The following is a 17814-nucleotide window of genomic DNA, read 5'->3' on the forward strand; positions in this document are numbered from 1 at the left end:
TATTTCAATGAGCATAATATCAGACAGTTTAAAACGAATTAAACCATCACCAACTATTGCAGTTACTCAAAAAGCAAGAGAACTTAGAGCTGCAGGAAAAGATGTAATTGGACTTGGGGCTGGAGAACCAGATTTCGATACACCAGATAATATTAAAAATGCTGCAATTAAAGCTATCAAAAGTGGAGACACCAAATACACAGCTGTAGACGGAACACCTGCTTTAAAAAAAGCAATCGTAGATAAGTTTAAAAGAGAAAACAAAATTAATTACACTACTAATCAAATCACTGTTGGAACAGGTGGAAAACAAGTTCTTTATAATGCTTTCATGGCAACTTTGAATAAAGGTGATGAAGTAATTATTCCTGCACCTTTCTGGGTTTCTTATCCTGATATGGTTTTATTAGCGGGCGGTAAACCAAAGATAGTAAAGTGTACAGAAGAAGAAGGATTTAAACTAACTCCAAGTAAATTAAAAAAAGCTATTACTAAAAAAACAAAATGGGTGATTTTAAATTCACCTTCAAATCCAACTGGAGCAGGCTACTCAAAAAAAGAAATTGAAGATTTAGCTAAAGTTTTAATTAAAAATAAAAAAGTTCATATTTTAAGTGACGATATCTATGAACATATAGCATATGATAATTTTAATTTTTATACTATTGCTCAAAATTCAAAATTGAAAGATAGAACTTTGACAATGAATGGCGTTAGTAAATCTTATGCAATGACAGGTTGGAGAATAGGGTATGCCGCTGGGCCAAAAGATATAATTAAAGCAATTGGTAAAATTCAATCTCAATCTACATCAAACCCATCATCAATCAGCCAAGCAGCTGCTGTTGAAGCTTTAAATGGAAATCAAGGTTTCATAAAAAAAAGATCAAAAGCTTTCAAAGAAAGAAGAGATTTTGTAGTAAAAAGTTTAAACAGCATTAATGGTATAAATTGTTTAACCCCTAACGGAGCTTTTTATGTATTCCCAAGTTGTAAGGGATTGTTAAATAAAAAAACTAAATTGAAAACTGATACCGAGTTTGTTCAAAAACTACTTGAGCAATCTAATGTAGCAGTAGTACAAGGCTCTGCATTTGGTTTAGATGGATACTTTAGAATTTCTTATGCTACTTCAATGCAAAATTTGAAGAAAGCAATGGATAGAATAAAATCCTTTTGCGAAAGCCTTTCTTAAGAAGTGAAAACAGCATTACTATTTGGCTCAACTGGATTAGTTGGAGGTCATGTTTTAAACCAACTTATTCAGAATGATAATTATTCTAAAATTAAAATATTTGTTCGTTCTTCAACTGAAATAAACAACTCAAAAATTGAAGTAATTCAAACTGATTTTAATAATTTAGAAAAATACAAAGAAGAAATTAATGGAGACGAATGTTATTTTTGTATTGGGACAACAAAAAAAAATTCTCCTGATAAAAATGAATATCAAAGAATTGAATTAGATATTCCAAAACAAGTGGCCCAAATTGCAAAATCTAATAATATTAATTCTTATTTTTTTGTGTCTTCAGGATACGCAAATTCTAAAAGTTCAGGAGATTATTTAAAATATAAGGGCCTAGTAGAAGAAGAGATCTTAAATTTAGGTTTTTCTAAAATAGGAATTATGAGACCGTCATTTATATTGGGTAATAGAAAAGAATTTAGACTGGGAGAGAAAATAGGAATAATTATTTTTAAACTCTTAAATCCTTTATTTGTTGGACCATTAAAGAAAATGAAATCAATTCATTCAGAAACAATTGCAAAAGCAATGATTAAACTTGCAAATGATAATATTGATCAAAAAATTTTTGAATCAGACCAAATTTCAGATTTAGTAAAATAAAATTATTTTAAGGTACAATGGCTGTTTTCTACGATGCACCCAACTTTTTCCATTTCTTCATCAAATATTTTTGGGTGTCTTAAAGCATAAATATTTTTTAAATAATTAATTCCATACCTTTTAAATTTTCCATCCTCTGTAAGTGCACCAGATTCGTGTCCATATGAAACTACAGTTTCTAATAAATTCCCTTTTTTGTCATACAGAACTGTTTCTCCGTAACAATTACAAAAATAACTTCTGTTCTGTTTAGGCTCAATATCAATGAAAATAGAAGTTCCTCTTATTCCAATTGTACCGTGAGGAATTTCAACATTTAACTCCTCTTGTCTTTTTCCAAAGACTGCATGAACAGAACCTTTAATAACTTTTAATAAGTTTTTTGAGACAAATTGAAGTTTAGTTTCAGGTCTTATCAAATAAAAATCATCTTTTACTTTAATTATTGATTTTTCATCTTTTGTTTCAATTGTAGTACTATTTAAATCCTGAAAATTTAATTCTGCTTCCTTACCATTTATGAAAAATTTTCCTGATAATATTTTATTAGTTTCTGAGGCAAACGCGAGCTTTGGGCTTAATCCCCAAGCAATCAAAATTTGACTTACAGTTTTTATAAATTTCCTTCTGTTCATTTGGATTAATTTTATACCTGAAATTTAAAGATGAGGTTATACAAAATTTTTATACTAAGCCTAATCTTACTACCGATTTTCCAGCATCAATTAAAGCCCCACTTGCTGGTTTAAATTCAAAACCAATTAAATCTTCAGCATATTTTGTCTCTGGCTTCATCTCTAATTCAAGATCAGGGATCATTGTTTTTGCACTTGAGTCTAACATGCTAATAAATTTCACCATAAAATTTGGTAAAGTTTTTTTAGGTAGTTTTTTTGCATACTCTGGTAATGCTTCTGCTAATATTTTTGATGTTTCAAGTAATGTTTTAACTTCTTTTCCAATTATTAATCTTCTGCTACCAACTTTTGAATTTCCTAGGCTAGCAACATGAGATTTTGCTACATCTTTAACATCAGATATTAATATTCCCCATTTAGGTGTTGCTGGAAATTTACCTTTTAAAAATTGTCTTACATATTCAATCGATGTCCCACTTTTGGTATCCAAAGCATCTCCAAATACTCCACCAGGATTTATACAAGTAAGTTTATTTTTAATACCTTTGCTTTCCATTAATTCCCAGGCCGCTTTTTCAGCAACTGTTTTCGATAGAAAATAATCATTAACTCCTTCAACCCAATTTTCATCAGTCCAATCATTTTCACTAAATGAATAAGGATTTGATCTATTTCGTTTTCTAAACATTGCTGCAATTGAAGATGTAACTACAAATTGCTCTGCATTTGCTTTGATGCCAGCATTTAAAACTCTTAAAGTTCCATCTTTTGCAACTGGTATTAAATTTTCTCTATTTTTTGAAACCTTCATTGGAAAAGGGGAAGCCATATGAATTATATATTTGCATCCTTTTGCAGCTTCTTCCCAACCTTCATCACTTAAAAGATCAAGTTTTATAAAAGATAACTTATCTATCGATGCATATTTACTAATTGTCTCTTTTGTTTGAGAAATTACATCGTCACTTCTAACTGTTCCTAAAACTTCGTAGCCTGAATTTAATAATTCTATTGCAGTATGTTTAGCAATCCATCCACTTATTCCAGTTAATAATACCTTATCAGTCATAATACCTCTCTTTTTAGTCAGTTAGTAATTGTAATCTCAAATTAATGAGATAAGAATTTTTCTGCTTCTAATGCAGCCATACAACCCATACCAGCTGCTGTCACTGCTTGTCGAAAAGTTTTATCTTTAACATCCCCCGCAGCGTAAACTCCTGGAATATTTGTTTCTGTAGAGTCTGGTTTTGTAATTAAGTATCCTTCTTTATCCATTTCTAACTGATCCTTGAAAAGTTGTGTTGCAGGATCATGACCAATTGCAATAAATAACCCATCTAATTTTACTTCTTCTGTTTTATCAGTTTTTAAATTTTTAATTTTTATCCCTTTAACATTTTTAGGCTCACTATCCCCTAAAACATCCTCAACAACAGAGTCCCAAACAATTTCAATTTTTTTATTTTCCATCAATTTCTTTTGAAGCATCTTTTCAGCTCTCAAACTATCTCTTCTATGAATTAATTTTACTTTTGATGCAAATTTTGTAAGAAACATTGCTTCTTCTACTGCAGCATTACCACCTCCAACTACAGCAACTTCTTTATCTTTAAAAAAGAAACCATCACATGTAGCACATGCTGAAACTCCAAATCCTCTAAATTCTTGTTCAGATTTAATGTTTAACCATCTTGCTTGTGCACCAGTTGAAATAATTATGCTATCTGCAGTATATTTTTGTCCGCTGTCACCAATAGCCTCAAATGGTGTAGAATTTAAATTCACTGATCCAATATGGTCTTCTATCATTTCTGTTCCAACAGCTTTTGCTTGGTCTCTCATTTGATCCATTAGCCACGGTCCTTGAATTACTTCTGCAAAGCCTGGAAAATTTTCCACATCAGTTGTAGTTGTTAATTGTCCGCCTGGTTGAGCACCATGAACAAGGATAGGATTTAACATTGCTCGTGCAGCATAAACAGCTGCTGTGTATCCGGCAGGACCGGATCCAATTATTAACACTTTTGTGTGTTTAGTTGGATTTTGACTCATATGAAAGCTATATAGTGATTAATGTCTAAATTAAAAGGTTTATTATTAACTCAAGGAATGCATGGAATGATTAGTCAAGTCGAGGGACTTGCTAAAGCACTTGATATTGATTTTACTCACCACAAGGTTGAACTAAAAAGTATTTGGAAACTTGTTCCACCTAAATTTACTCCAATTTCTCAAAATATTTATAAAAAGATCGAAGATAATGATTTTGATTTAATAATCTCATGTGGAAGAAAGAGCGTAATTCCATCTATTCACTTAAAAAGTATTTCTAAAAAAAAAATATTTAATATTCATATCCAAGATCCAAAAATAGATTTTAATCATTTCGATTTTATTGTTGCTCCAGAACATGATGGAATTAATGGCGATAATGTTATTAGCACAAAGGGAGCTATTCATTATCTTTCAGAGAAAGAAATTAAAGAAAATAAAGATTATTTAAAATCTTTTATCAAACAGGACGAAAGAAAAATTTGGTGTTTAATTATGGGAGGACCAACAAAATATTATGATTATTCAACTAAAAATATGAAACATATTTTCTCAATGTTTTATAAATTAATGAAGAAACATGATTTCCAATTAGTTGTAATCCCATCAATGAGAACCCCAATAAATACTATTCATTATGCAAAAGAGTTTTTTGGAGAAAATCACACTGTGATTATGAATGTAGATAAAAAGGCATATTTATCTGCATTAGCTTTATCTGAAAATATAGTTGTTACATGTGACTCTAGCTCAATGATCTCAGAAGCTGCTTTGACAGGTAAACCAATTTATGTTGCTAATATTTTGCCAAAAAAGAATGACAAAAGATTCCAAAGATTTAGAAACTTATTTAGAGAACTAAATATCACTAGAAACTTAGGTGAGGAAATTGAAAATTGGAACTATGAAAAACTAGATGAAACGAATAGAGTAGCAAAAATTATTAAAGAAAAAATTCAATCTTAATGTCATTTTTAAATTCCATAAAAAATAATTCAAAAAAATATGAAACACCATTTGACCATTGGGAATATAGCAATGCTCTATCTGACGGAGCAATTGAAGAGATTATTAAAGCAGATATTCCAAATTTAAGTGAGCATAATTTGAATTATGACGGGACAAGAGCAATTGATGGAGGAGCAGCAGAATTTAGAGAGGGTATTTCTTCTGGTGGTAAAGCAATAAAATTTAGATGTTTTGTAACAAAAGAGAATAGTTCGCAATTTCCAAATCTTGTTAAATTTATAAATGAACTTCAGTCAAAAGAAACTTTTGAGACAATATCCAAAATGATAAATAAAGATCTATCTAACTCATATGTAAGAGTAGAAGTAATTTGTGATAGAGAAGGATTTTGGTTAAAACCACACTGTGATATTAAAGAAAAATTAATGTCAGGATTGATCTTTGTAAATAAAACTAATGAGTCTGAAGATTTGGGGACAGATTTTTACAATGAAAAATTAGAGAAAGTTAAAACATTACCCTACAGAAATAACTACGGTTATCTTTTTACTAGTGGACCAAATACTTGGCATGGCATGGAAAAAAAGAGTATTCTTAAAGAAAGAAGATGTTTACAAGTAAACTATGTGACTTTTGAAACTGATTGGAAAGTAAAAAATTAAAATTTATTTAATGAAATTAATCCAGATTTTGGATCAATAATTTTTTCATTTAAGGTAGCAACTTTACCAACTGCAAAACCAGCATTCTCAATTACCTTTTTAAAGTCCTCTTCAGAAAAATTTGGAGTATTTTCAAAGTTTATAAACGCAACTCCCTCAGGCCACGAAACTTCAACATTACCTTCACCTGTTGCAGCTTTAAGTTCTTTTTCAACTTTTGCTTGGCATGCCATACATACCATTCCATCTACAACTCCAATCATAGCAACTTCTGCTTTGACTATGTTTTGAAAAAATATTAATGATGCAAATAAAATTAGTAAAATTTTTTTCATAATTCTTTTATAAACTATTTTTTTTAATTTAATATACCCATATTGGGTAATAGTATTGAAATTTATTTATGAATATAGAAATGCTTTCAAATCCATCTGAGTTAAAAGACACAAGATCTAAAATAGAGGATTTTTGTAAATCAAATTTACCAAATATCGAAATACCAAGCGTAACTTTAGCAATTGATGAAGCTTTGCAAAATGTAATTAGGTATTCATATAAAATGAAAAAAGATCAAAAAATTGATTTAAATTTAGAAATTATAAATGATAGTGAGCTTAAAGTAATAATTACTGACTACGGTGAACAAGTACCATTAGATACGATTAAACCAAGAGATTTAGATAAAGTCAGACCTGGAGGTCTGGGGGTATACTTTATAAAGAAAACTTCTAAATTTTGTGAGTACAAACACAATGAAGCTGGCCCAGGTACAACTTTAACTTTAATTTTTTAACTATTCTTCTTTAATGAGTTTTGGTTTTGAGCACTTATAAAATTGGTTGGAACCTCTTAAAGATTTTTGCAACATTGCTAATTCGTTAGAATTTTGACTGTAAGTTACATTAGTCTGCAATCCCCCAATTGAACCGTTTGATTTAAAAGATGATGGGGTTTGTCTATCCATCTTGAAATTTACTTTTGTTTTTGAACTATTAATTTTTGTTAAAATGATTTGTTTTCTTTTATTTGAATAAACCCATATGGTTCTATTTTTTTTATTTTTACAATTTAATTCATATATATTTGCATTAGAATTTTTGGGAATAAAAGCTATAACAATAAGAATGAAGGTAAATTTTAAAAAAAATTTAAATAACATTAAAATATTCTTTTTAGCTTTTTTTGCATTTTTAGCAGCTAACTATCTTTATAATAATATCATAACAAAATCCACAGCTAACAATGTAAAGTTTTTAGAAGTTGAAGTTGAGTTAAAAGGTAATGTAGATTTTAACTTAAAATGTGAAGGAACAAACAATCCAAATCCTTCAAGTGTAAACAGAGGCTTAGGTGAACAAACTGAAAGTAATTGCACTGGAACTGGAACTTTTTCCGCAATAGTTCCGCAACAAAGATTTACTGAAAGTTCAAATTAATCTACTCAACTAATTTTTTGAGCTTTAAACCTTCAAGACATTTTTCCATTGTAAACATTCCATCTTTAGCAGATGTTTGAAGAGTAGATTGAATTTGCTCTGTTTTACCTTCTCTAATTAAATTTCTTATCGCTGGTGTCCCTGTCATTACTTCATGACAGCCAATTCTTCCTCCACCTTTCTTTTTTAATAATTGTTGAGACATGACTAATCTTATTGATCCTGCTAACATTGTTTGCGCTTGTTCTTTTTGAGCTGGGGGAAAGACATCTAAAATTCTAGTAATCGTTGATGAGGCACTACTAGCATGTAAAGTTCCAAAAACTAAGTGACCTGTTTCTGCAGCAGTTAATGCTAATGATATGGTTTCAAGATCTCGCATCTCACCAACTAAAATTACATCAGGATCTTGTCTTAATGCAGATTTTAATGCTTTTGCAAAACTACCGGTATCTTTTCCAACTTCCCTTTGAGAAATAATACTTTTTTTAGCAGGATGAACAAACTCAATAGGATCTTCAATTGTAATTATATTTTCTGCTCTATGGGAATTAATTTGATCTATCATTGCAGCAAGTGATGTAGATTTACCAGAACCAGTTTGTCCTGTAACAAGAACTAATCCTGTTTTATGAGTGATTGCTTCATGTGCTGCTGGGGGCAAACCTAGTTTTTCTATATTAGGAATTTCACTTATAATTTTTCTAAGAACCATACTTGGTCCATATGAAGAATAATAACCGTTTGCTCTAAATCTCTGTCCATCAACAACAACAGCAAAATCTAAGTCACCGTTGCTGATTAAATAATCATATTGAGCTTTATCTAAAGATTGCTTCCAGAAAGTTTCTATATCTTGTCTTGATATAATATCTTCACTAAAAACTTTAATCTCTCCATTCTCTCTGATTGCAAATGGTTGATTCGATCTGATATGAATATCTGATAAATCATATTCTTTTGGGTATGATTTTAATTTATCTTGAAGACTCATAAATGTTTTGATGCTCTAAAAGTTGTTGCTTTTCAAGTTTTTTTTAATGTTGATATATATATAAAGTAACACAACTAATGCTTGTGTACCGATTCGGTATTTATTATTGTGATTTTATTCAGTTTTTTAAAAATTATGATTGATAAAATTGGTCCTCCTATTGCAAAAGTATTTGCTCCTATCATAAAATTAATAGGAAAAAGTCACTCAAAAAAAGAGAGAGTAATAGGTGTAGTTTTTAGAGATAAATTTATTCAAGCAGCAGAAATTTCATTTAAAAAAGGTATCTGTAAAGTTGATAATTTTTCTAACCAGCAAATAGCAGGAATTGGAGATGATCAAGACTTTTTATCAGCAACAACATATTTAAGTGATCAAGTAAAAAATGCTTTAGATTCAATTAAAACTAAAACAAAAGATGTTGCAATTTCTTTAGACACGTCCAAAGCGCAAATTTATAATTTACAAATTCCAATAATGGATGAAGAAAGTTTAAAAGAAGCAACTTCTTTAGGCGGATTTTGGGACCAGTTTGACGAAACTCCAGAAAGTTTAGATGAATTCGAAACAAGTTATTCTGTAGTTAATGTAAATGAAGAGCTTGGTGTAATGGATGTAGTTTTAGTTGCTATGGAGATTAAATTCGTAGAAACTTATTCGAATATATTTAGACTTGCAGGCTATAACCCAGTAGTTATTGATCTTGCGCCATTCGCGCATATTAATACTCAAGGAATTCTCCTTGGAAAAGAAGGTTTCGAAACTCCAAATGTGGTTTTAAATTATACTAAAGAAGAGAAAAGCATTACTATTTGTTCCAATAAAGGTTTTCAATATTCAGAATTAAATATTATTGAAGCAGACCAAGTGTTACTTGATACAGTTGAAGAAGTTGAGAGTATAGAAACAGAATTTTGGGATGAAATTTTTGAGAGACTAGGTTCTCAAATAAAACAGTATTTAGTTGAGTATGAAACAAAGTATGAATTTGATCCTATTAATATTGTTACAGTAATTTCAGATAAATCAAAAATTAAAAACGTTTCAAAAGGAATTGAGAGACAATTAGGAGATGTTGTTGTAAAAATTTACAATCCCGAAGACTCTGCTGAAATTTCTGATGGTGCAAAAAAATATATCGACTCATTGAGTAATAAATCACTCACCTCAGAAGCAATTGGCATTGCATCAAGAAAATTAAATTCTTTTAATCTTGAAACTAACGAAATAATGTCAGTAAATTTATTGTCTAATTTTAATCAATTAAAAATTAACAGGAGATCAAAATCTTTGGGTAATTTTTGTTTAATGATCTCAATGATTTTTGTTTTAGGTTTTATAGGGCATGTAGTGCCGTTTAAGATTTTTAAATTAATTGATAATTCTTCTAAATTAAATGCAGTGAAAATTTTAGGAGAAGATCTAGAAAGTAAAAAAAGTCTTTTAAATGGATACAATGCTAAAATTAAGAAAATAAAAGCAGATACGAAAACAGCTGCCTCATTTGGATCAAATTTAAAAACAACTGCAAATCTTTATGCCAGTTTAAATCAAATAGTCCCAAAAGATGTAAGACTAACAAGTTTTGGTATAGAGGAAAAAAACAACATTTTATTTTCTGGGGTTGCAATGAATGACCAAGCTATTGTTGGAATGATGAATAATTTTTCACAAAATGAAGTGGTAAATGACTCAAAGATCGAGGCATTGGTAGAATTTTCTAAACAAGACCGATTGGCATTATATACCATCGAAGGACAGCCAGTACCTAAAGTAGAAGATTTACCTAAAGAAAAAATAACTAAAAAATTTAATTCAAGATTATCTCTAAAGCCTGTCACGAATGAGGTTTTTGATGATGAAACTGTAGTTTCAAAACTATTAAAGGCTGGTAAAAAATAATGTTATTAAAATTTATACTATCATTTTTTTTAATACTATTTCATAGCAATTCTTACAGCGATCCATTCACGAATGAAATTGGAATTGTTAAAGAGCCAGAAGTTATAAAAGTAGAAATTGAAGAAATAACTGAACCAGAAACAGATTTGGCATTAGAAAATGAAGAAATTAGTGAAAAAGAATTGGCTGAGGAATTGTTTGATAATTCTGAAGAAGTAATCGAAGTTGTAGAGGCTGAACCCGAAAGCACAGAAACTCTAAGAGTTTTAAATATTGATCCCATTGTTGCTTATTCTTTGAAAGAGTATTTATTAAAAGGTGTTGCGTTAAGCAAAGATTCTAATCATAAATTTCAAAGAGCAAAAATAAAAAAAATAGATATAGCTAGTACTCCTACAACTCATACCATAACTGAAAATGATACTATCGAAAAAATTGCGTTTAGATATGGTTTTTCACTAAAAGAAATAGAAGTTGCCAATGCAATTTATCCAGGAACCAGAAAACTAGTTGTTGGTGACAAAGTAGTAATACCAAATAGATTTCACATTGTGAAAGAAGGAGAAAATTTAAATTCTATTTCTGAGAGATATAATCTAAGTGCAACACAACTTGCATCATTTAATAATTTAGAGGATGAAGATATTATTTTAATTGGAAAAAAATTATTATTGCCTTTCTTTATTCATGTAACAAATGAGAGTGAAACTATAGCTGAAATAGCCAAAAGATATGAAAGAGAAATAAATGAATTAATCGAATTTAATGTTTTTGAAAAAAACACAGTAATTTTAAATGAAAATCAATTAGTTAAAATTCCAATTTATATAAATACAAATATTCTTTACGAAAATTTAGATAAAAAAAGTATTACCGACTATAAGATTGATAGAAAAAATCTAGCAATTATAGAAATAAGTGGAAGTGAATTTCTGGTTAGGGAAGGAGATCGAATTGGTAATAAAGATGGTTTAATTGTTTCCATCGAAAAGACTAAAATGATTGTGCTGGAAGACAACATAGAATATGAGTTTTTAATCAATACTCCAATAGTGGGTATGGCAATTGCATCATTACCTCAATCTGTATCTGATGATTTGGTTGATAGCGATATAAATGATCAAGAAAATAATGAAATTATTGACGAATTACAAACAGATAACAATGATAATAATGACGATGGCGATACAGTAACAAATGTTGAGGATTTATTTAATTAATGAAAATTTTTTATAAATTAATTTTATCAATCTTAATTGTTCTTTTTTTATCTAATTGCAGCAATTCAGATAGGCCCAAAATGGCTTATGATCAGGACGATAAAGGAGCTATCCAAGATATTGAATCATTTAATGTTAAAGCAAGTGCTGAAAATTTTAGAGAAACGTCAGAACAATTTACTGAAGATACTAGAGATATATTAAATAAAAATAAAAAAGAAAAAAAACTGGTAAGAAGAATTTCCTTAACTGAAAATAAAGAGCCTGAAAAAAAATCTCTTAAATTAATTGACAGAAATTTAATAATTAAAAAATTAGAAGATAAAGAAGTAAGTCTAAAATTGAATAATATGAATGTTCGATCAGCTTTAAAATTATTTGCTAGCTTAGTAGACAGAAATATAATTATTGGTGAAGAGGTTAATGGAGAAATAACAATTGATTTTGAAAATATAAACTGGGGATCTGCTGTATACGCTATACTTGATATAAATGGTCTTATAATGACAGTTGATAAAGAATCTGGCTTATTGAGAGTACATACTAAAGAGTTCTACGCAGACTTGGAAAAATCTAAAATAGATAACACAATTGAGACTAATAATAATTTGGCATCTTTGGAAATTGGTAGTTCAATAAGTGATGATGGAGAAGAAAATCCAATATTAATAACAGAGATATTTAAAGTTTTTTATCAAGATTCATCAGATTTAATCGAGCCTTTAGGAGAAATTATGGGTGAGGCTGAAGGTTTGACAATGATTGATGACGAAAAAAATAATCAAATTGTGATCACAGGAACTTACGCACAATTAAACAAAGCAGAAAATATATTAAACAAAATCGATTTAGAAAAAAAACAAGTAATGATAGAGGCTTATATTGTTAATGCTACAGATGGATTTAATAAAAATTTTAATGCTAATTTAATTGCGCAAAATGTTACAAATGTACAAGAGGGCAGAAATAGAATTACTTACACAGCTATAGACTCTAATCCTGGTGCAGCAACTGAATTCACTCCAACTAACACTTCAACAGCTGCATTATCTAATACAGGTTTAAATTCAGATGCGGTAAATGTTGCAGGTGGTGCTCTATTATTTGGGAATATAGGAATGACGAAAATGAAAGCTGTCATCAATAGTTCAGTAAACGACGCTAACACAGAAACAGTTTCAAATCCAAAATTATTTGCAATGGATGGGGAACAAGCAAAACTTACACAAGGTACAACTTTAGTTAAGGTAATACCCGCATCAGGAGATGCAGCAGGTAGTACCGAAGAAATCCCACAAAATTTATCAATCACAGTAACTCCTGAAATAATTGGTGATAAAATAAAACTTAACTTAAAACTTTCAAACGATAATCCTGGTGATGAAAAAGACGATGGAAGTGTAACTACAAACGAAGAATCAATTACATCAATTGTTCAAATAACAGCTGGTGATGTTGCTGTTCTTGGTGGTGTTTATAAAAATACTAGAATTGATACAAAAAATTATGTTCCTTTTTTCTCAAAAATCCCAATTTTGGGTATGTTTTTTAAACAAAAAACTGAACAAGACAACAAGACACAGCTCTTGATATTTTTAAGTGCAAATATTGTATAAATTATAATTTTACTTATAATTTTTACATATGCCTTCAATAAATCCTGAAATAAGTTTAAAAATTTCAAATCTATTAAAAACCAGTGGAAAATTGTCTGAGGCCAACTTTAATGATGCTAAAAAAAAATACGAGAGTAATGGGAAGGCACCCTTAGGTCTTTTGGAGTATCTAATTAATGATAATTTAGTTAGCGAAGATGATATAGTTTCAGCTGTTTCTAGAAATTATGCTTTACGTAAAATTATTTTAACCGAACAAAGCATTAAAAAAGATGCAGTAAAAAAACTTCCAAAGGATTTTATAATTGAAAATGAAATGCTCCCATTTGAATTAAATGGTAGAATTTTGAAAATTGCTTTATTTGATCCAACTAAATCTACATTGGCAGGCAAGATTAAAAGCATGACCGGATGTAATGTTGAATTGTATGTTGCTAAACCATCCAATTTAGATCAAGCTTTAAAATTTAAATCCGTAATTGAAGCAACTCAAGAGGAAAAAAGTTCTACAACAGTCCAACAAAAAACTTCTTCAATTTCTAGACCAAATTTAAATGTTAAGGTTCCTAATTCCAAAAGTTCTGGAGGTGAAAATGCAGTCGTGGAGTTTGTTGATAAAGTTTTAAACGAGTCTTTTTTTAGTGGAACAAGTGATATTCATATTGAAATTTTTAGAAGAGGTGAGGCAAGAATAAGATTTAGAAAAGATGGGGTTCTCCAAGAACAATTACAATTCAAACAATTTTTGATGGAGAATTACAACGCAGTAATTACTAGATTAAAAATTATGTCAGGTTGTGACATTTCAGAAAAAAGACTACCCCAAGATGGTAAGCTTCAATTTAAAAATCCACAACCAAAAAATGAAGATGATGTAGACATAGATGTTAGATTTTCTGTTATACCTGCAAAAGAAGGTGAAAGAGTTGTGATGCGTTTGCTAGCTGCTGGACCTGATCTTGGTTTAGAGCAAATAGGTCTTGATAAAGAAGATTATGATAATTTAGTTGCAGCAATTACAGCTCCTCAAGGAATGGTTTTAGTTACTGGACCAACAGGAAGTGGTAAAAGTACTACTCTTTATGGATGTATAAAAAAAATAAATAGTCCTGGAACAAATATAATGACGGCTGAAGATCCAGTAGAATTTTATTTAAAAGGTGTTGGACAAATTCAAGCCAATAATGAAATTGGTTTAACTTTTGAGGCAATATTAAAATCCTTTTTAAGACAAGACCCTGAAGTAATTTTGGTTGGAGAGATAAGAGACAAATCGACTGTAGATATTGCAATTAAAGCAGCATTAACTGGACACTTGTTATTAAGTACCCTTCACACAAACGATGCAGTTTCTACAGTAGTAAGGTTAGTCAACATGGGCGTTCCAAGTTTTATGGTTGCATCAGCATTAAGTTTGATTGTTGCGCAAAGGCTTGCTAGAAAAAATTGTCCCTCATGCACGGTTGATGACGAAAAATCTACAAAAGAAAATTTATTACAAATCGGTTTTAAAGATGAGGAATTAAATACATTTAAACCCAAAATGGGTGCTGGATGTGCAGAATGTAATAATACTGGATACAAGGGCAGACAAGGTATTTATGAAGTTTTAAAAAAAACTCCCAACTTAGAGGCTGCAATTTTAAGAGATGCCAGAGGAGATGAGATGCTTGAAGTAGCAATTAAGGATGGCTTTAAAACTATGCAAGTTATTGGAAGAAATTTTATAAAAAAAGGTATATTATCTTTAGAAGAGTATTCAAGAATTCTAGTAGTTTAATATATGGCATCATTTCAGTACTCGGGAGTACAAGCGGGAAAAAAAATTTCAGGTGTAATTTCTGCTTCAAATCCACAATCAGCTGCGGCAGAACTTAGAAAAAAGAAAATTATCGTTACCTCAATTAAAAAAGGAAATGGTAAGTCAGAAACTAAAGGACCTCCATCTCTCGATGATATTCCCTTAAGTAACGCACCTATTATTTTTGCAAAAGGAAATATTTATTTAAATTTTGGACCTTGGTCTAAAGTTCCACCAAAAGAATTATTACAGTTCACAAAAAAAGTATCAACAATGATCAAAGCAGGCTTACCCATCTTAGAGTCTATAATGATGATTAGAGATCAAACGGTTCATATGAAAATGAAAATGACAGCTCATTCGATAGTCAAAGATCTAAATGGTGGTATGAATTTAACAGACGCTTTTGCTAAACATCCAAAAATATTTGATAATATTTATTTAAATATGATTTCTGCAGGTGAAGCTAGCGGTAAGTTAGATGAGTTTTTAATTAAATTAGTAGAGTTGTTAGAGAAAAATGCAAAAATTAGATCAGGTATAAAAAGTGCATTATTTTATCCTGTAATGCTTTTAACCGTTGCAACAGTGATTACAATTTTTATGTTGTGGAAAGTTGTTCCTGTTTTTGAAAAAATGTATGCATCTATGGGTGTTCAGCTTCCGGGAGCAACCTTAGTGATTGTCAATGCAAGTAGATTTATTGCTGATCCAACTAATTTAATGAAAATAGTTGGAATAATTATCATGATAAGAGTTTCATACAATTTTATGTATAAAAATATAGAAGGTTTTAGACATGTTATGCACAAAAGATTTTTAAAGTTTCCATTATTTGGAGATTTAATTGTCAAGGCAACCGTTTCAAGGATGTGTATGATTATGGCCAATCTAACAAGAGCAGGTGTTAGCATCATTGATACAATCAAAATTTCAAAATCTGTTACAACTAATCTTGTTTTTATTTATGCTCTTGAAAGAATTGGTAAACAAATAGTAACTGGTCAAACTCTATCTGCATTACTTCAAAAAGAAGAACATATATTTCCACCCGCACTTTCACAATTAACAGCTGTTGGTGAACGAACTGGAAATATGGAAGAAATGTTTCAATCAATTGCAACATATTATGAGGAAGAATTTGATGGAGTAGTTGCGGCTTTGTCCTCGATCATTGAACCTTTAATGATTGTTTTAATAGGTGCGATTATTGGAGTTCTTATGGTTGCTTTATACTTACCAATCTTCAGTATTGGAAACGCAGTAGGTTAAAAATATATGCGAATTAAAGAAAAGGGTTTTAGCCTTTTAGAGCTTATGACTACCATTGGTATTCTGGCTATTATAGGTGCTGTGGGATTTCCAGCTATTGATAATTTTGGTGATCAAGAAAATTATGAGACTGATCTTGCAACAATTCGTGGTCAAATAAATTATGTAAGACAGCTTTCACTAGAAGATGGAAATGCTTATACAATTAGAATTTCAAATAATACTACCGACAATACTGCAGATCTAGAAGTTTGGCAGGCTCAAGGATTAAACAGATATAATGTTGAATATCATAAATCTACTGCAACTAAGTGTTCTGATTTTGATGGCACAGATGATAAAGGGACTAAGCTTGAAAATTTAACAAAAAAACTTGAGCATATGACAATTAGCAGGTGTTCATCCACTACAGGAAACTGCACAAAAGTTTCTTCGTCTAATAATTTTTTTTGTTTTCTACCTGATGGTTCTGCTCCTGAAAATGCAAGGGGAGAGATTCAAGCTTCTGAAAATGCCGGGGGGAAAAAAGATTATTTACATACTTACAAAACAGGTTTTTTTAATAACGGTAAACGAATGTGATGAATTTAAAGTATAAATTTCAGAGAGGAGTTTCTTTAGTTGAGGGGATGACAGCAGCTGGTGTTTTAGGTATAGCCATAACTGTTTTTATGACACTACAGTCTTATCAGGAAAGAGATTTTGCAAACTTAAGAAAATTTGACAAAGCTGCATATGCAGTAGAATTAATGTTTGAAGAACTGGCAGCTGTTTATAATCCAGTAGCTGCCCAATATGGAAATCCTCAAGTATTTGAAGATACCACCGCAGGTGCTTCTTTAAAAGTAAAGGGATTAGCCCAATTACCAGGTGATGGTGATCAAATTATAATTGAAGGGGTTGGAGGAAAGTATGAGATTACAGACTCTACTGAGTTTGATGATGATAATAATACTACTTTATCATTAGAAAGATCAGATGTTCCTGATGATACGCCAAATAAAAATATGGCATCAGATGCAACAGCAAATTCACCGATTACATTTATTTCTAATGCTGAAGGCAGTTTAGATCCATATAATGATTTGGATATGACAAAATTTGAGGATCCAGTTTATGTTGCCTCAAGAACCAACTTAAAGGTAAGAGCAGATTTAGATAATTGGGGAGCACTTTTAAAAAAACATCTGGGTCCCGCAAGAACTGGAGATAAAAGATTAATAGAAGTTGAAGATATCGAGAGAGATGTTCCGGTTGACAAAGATAATGATGGAGTCACAGATCAAGTAGATGGTGTTGACGTTTATGAAACTGTTAAAAAAAAACAAGTAACCATAATTATTAAACAAGACAAGATTCAGGAAAAATTTAGAAGATTATTTTTAGCTGGAACTTAA

General features: G+C 30.3%; 19 protein-coding genes. 13 read left to right on the plus strand and 6 right to left on the minus strand.

Annotated features, from left to right (window positions below; translation table 11 throughout):
- Nucleotides 1-7 precede the first annotated feature (7 nt).
- A complete protein-coding gene (locus ACTTAW_RS02420) occupies nt 8-1195 on the plus strand; it encodes a pyridoxal phosphate-dependent aminotransferase (protein WP_440650973.1) in 1188 nt (395 codons plus the stop codon).
- A gap of 3 nt (nt 1196-1198) precedes the next feature.
- Complete coding sequence (locus ACTTAW_RS02425) at nt 1199-1852, plus strand: NAD(P)H-binding protein (protein ID WP_440650974.1); 654 nt, start codon at nt 1199-1201, stop codon at nt 1850-1852.
- Between the two features lie 2 nt (nt 1853-1854).
- Here ACTTAW_RS02425 and ACTTAW_RS02430 read toward each other — a convergent pair whose 3' ends face one another.
- From ACTTAW_RS02430 to trxB, 3 genes are read right to left on the minus strand one after another with little or no spacing between them, the layout of a single operon-like run.
- On the minus strand, nt 1855-2487 hold the full coding sequence (locus ACTTAW_RS02430; RefSeq protein ID WP_440650975.1) for a hypothetical protein: 633 nt from the start codon (nt 2485-2487) through the stop codon (nt 1855-1857).
- 49 nt (nt 2488-2536) lie between these two features.
- Entirely contained in the window at nt 2537-3559 is a 1023-nt protein-coding gene (locus ACTTAW_RS02435; protein ID WP_440650976.1) for an NAD-dependent epimerase/dehydratase family protein, read from the minus strand.
- Nucleotides 3560-3600: 41 nt separating this feature from the next.
- Nucleotides 3601-4545 carry a thioredoxin-disulfide reductase gene (trxB, locus tag ACTTAW_RS02440; protein ID WP_440650977.1) on the minus strand — a complete coding sequence of 315 codons (945 nt, stop codon included), beginning with the start codon at nt 4543-4545 and terminating at the stop codon, nt 3601-3603.
- Between the two features lie 21 nt (nt 4546-4566).
- On the opposite strand from trxB, the gene ACTTAW_RS02445 reads away from it, so the two are divergent.
- A complete protein-coding gene (locus ACTTAW_RS02445; protein ID WP_440650978.1) occupies nt 4567-5511 on the plus strand; it encodes a mitochondrial fission ELM1 family protein in 945 nt (314 codons plus the stop codon).
- Nucleotides 5511-6176 carry a hypothetical protein gene (locus tag ACTTAW_RS02450; protein WP_440650979.1) on the plus strand — a complete coding sequence of 222 codons (666 nt, stop codon included), beginning with the start codon at nt 5511-5513 and terminating at the stop codon, nt 6174-6176. Before ACTTAW_RS02445 ends, ACTTAW_RS02450 begins: the two co-directional genes overlap by 1 nt.
- Here ACTTAW_RS02450 and ACTTAW_RS02455 read toward each other — a convergent pair.
- On the minus strand, nt 6173-6511 hold the full coding sequence (locus tag ACTTAW_RS02455; RefSeq protein WP_440650980.1) for a heavy-metal-associated domain-containing protein: 339 nt from the start codon (nt 6509-6511) through the stop codon (nt 6173-6175). The genes ACTTAW_RS02450 and ACTTAW_RS02455 overlap by 4 nt on opposite strands.
- Before the next feature lie 68 nt (nt 6512-6579).
- On the opposite strand from ACTTAW_RS02455, the gene ACTTAW_RS02460 reads away from it, so the two are divergent.
- A complete protein-coding gene (locus ACTTAW_RS02460; protein WP_440650981.1) occupies nt 6580-6969 on the plus strand; it encodes an ATP-binding protein in 390 nt (129 codons plus the stop codon).
- On the opposite strand, the gene ACTTAW_RS02465 is transcribed toward ACTTAW_RS02460, so the two are convergent.
- Entirely contained in the window at nt 6970-7140 is a 171-nt protein-coding gene (locus tag ACTTAW_RS02465; RefSeq protein ID WP_440650982.1) for a hypothetical protein, read from the minus strand. It abuts the gene before it with no gap.
- A 160-nt stretch (nt 7141-7300) separates the two neighbouring features.
- Here ACTTAW_RS02465 and ACTTAW_RS02470 point away from each other — a divergent pair, with 160 nt between their 5' ends.
- Nucleotides 7301-7612, plus strand: a complete 312-nt coding sequence (locus tag ACTTAW_RS02470) for a hypothetical protein (RefSeq protein WP_440650983.1) — start codon at nt 7301-7303, stop codon at nt 7610-7612.
- 1 nt (nt 7613) lies between these two features.
- On the opposite strand, the gene ACTTAW_RS02475 is transcribed toward ACTTAW_RS02470, so the two are convergent.
- A complete protein-coding gene (locus tag ACTTAW_RS02475; protein WP_440633777.1) occupies nt 7614-8606 on the minus strand; it encodes a type IV pilus twitching motility protein PilT in 993 nt (330 codons plus the stop codon).
- Nucleotides 8607-8741: 135 nt separating this feature from the next.
- Between ACTTAW_RS02475 and ACTTAW_RS02480 the strand changes: the two genes are divergently transcribed.
- The 7 genes from ACTTAW_RS02480 to ACTTAW_RS02510 are packed head-to-tail and all read left to right on the plus strand — an operon-like array spanning nt 8742 to nt 17814.
- Nucleotides 8742-10508, plus strand: coding sequence for a PilN domain-containing protein (locus tag ACTTAW_RS02480; RefSeq protein ID WP_440650984.1), 1767 nt, complete (start codon nt 8742-8744; stop codon nt 10506-10508).
- Entirely contained in the window at nt 10508-11728 is a 1221-nt protein-coding gene (locus ACTTAW_RS02485; protein WP_440650985.1) for a LysM peptidoglycan-binding domain-containing protein, read from the plus strand. Before ACTTAW_RS02480 ends, ACTTAW_RS02485 begins: the two co-directional genes overlap by 1 nt.
- On the plus strand, nt 11728-13344 hold the full coding sequence (locus ACTTAW_RS02490) for a secretin N-terminal domain-containing protein (RefSeq protein ID WP_440650986.1): 1617 nt from the start codon (nt 11728-11730) through the stop codon (nt 13342-13344). Before ACTTAW_RS02485 ends, ACTTAW_RS02490 begins: the two co-directional genes overlap by 1 nt.
- Before the next feature lie 28 nt (nt 13345-13372).
- Nucleotides 13373-15124, plus strand: a complete 1752-nt coding sequence (locus ACTTAW_RS02495; protein WP_440650987.1) for a GspE/PulE family protein — start codon at nt 13373-13375, stop codon at nt 15122-15124.
- A 3-nt stretch (nt 15125-15127) separates the two neighbouring features.
- Nucleotides 15128-16417, plus strand: coding sequence for a type II secretion system F family protein (locus ACTTAW_RS02500; RefSeq protein ID WP_440650988.1), 1290 nt, complete (start codon nt 15128-15130; stop codon nt 16415-16417).
- Between the two features lie 6 nt (nt 16418-16423).
- Complete coding sequence (locus ACTTAW_RS02505; protein ID WP_440650989.1) at nt 16424-16999, plus strand: pilus assembly FimT family protein; 576 nt, start codon at nt 16424-16426, stop codon at nt 16997-16999.
- Nucleotides 16999-17814: a type IV pilus modification PilV family protein gene (locus ACTTAW_RS02510; RefSeq protein ID WP_440650990.1), complete on the plus strand. Its 816-nt coding sequence runs from the start codon at nt 16999-17001 to the stop codon at nt 17812-17814. The genes ACTTAW_RS02505 and ACTTAW_RS02510 overlap by 1 nt, the downstream gene beginning before the upstream one ends.

The sequence above is a fragment of the Candidatus Pelagibacter sp. HIMB1495 genome (genome assembly GCF_052047955.1).
Lineage (GTDB): Bacteria > Pseudomonadota > Alphaproteobacteria > Pelagibacterales > Pelagibacteraceae > Pelagibacter.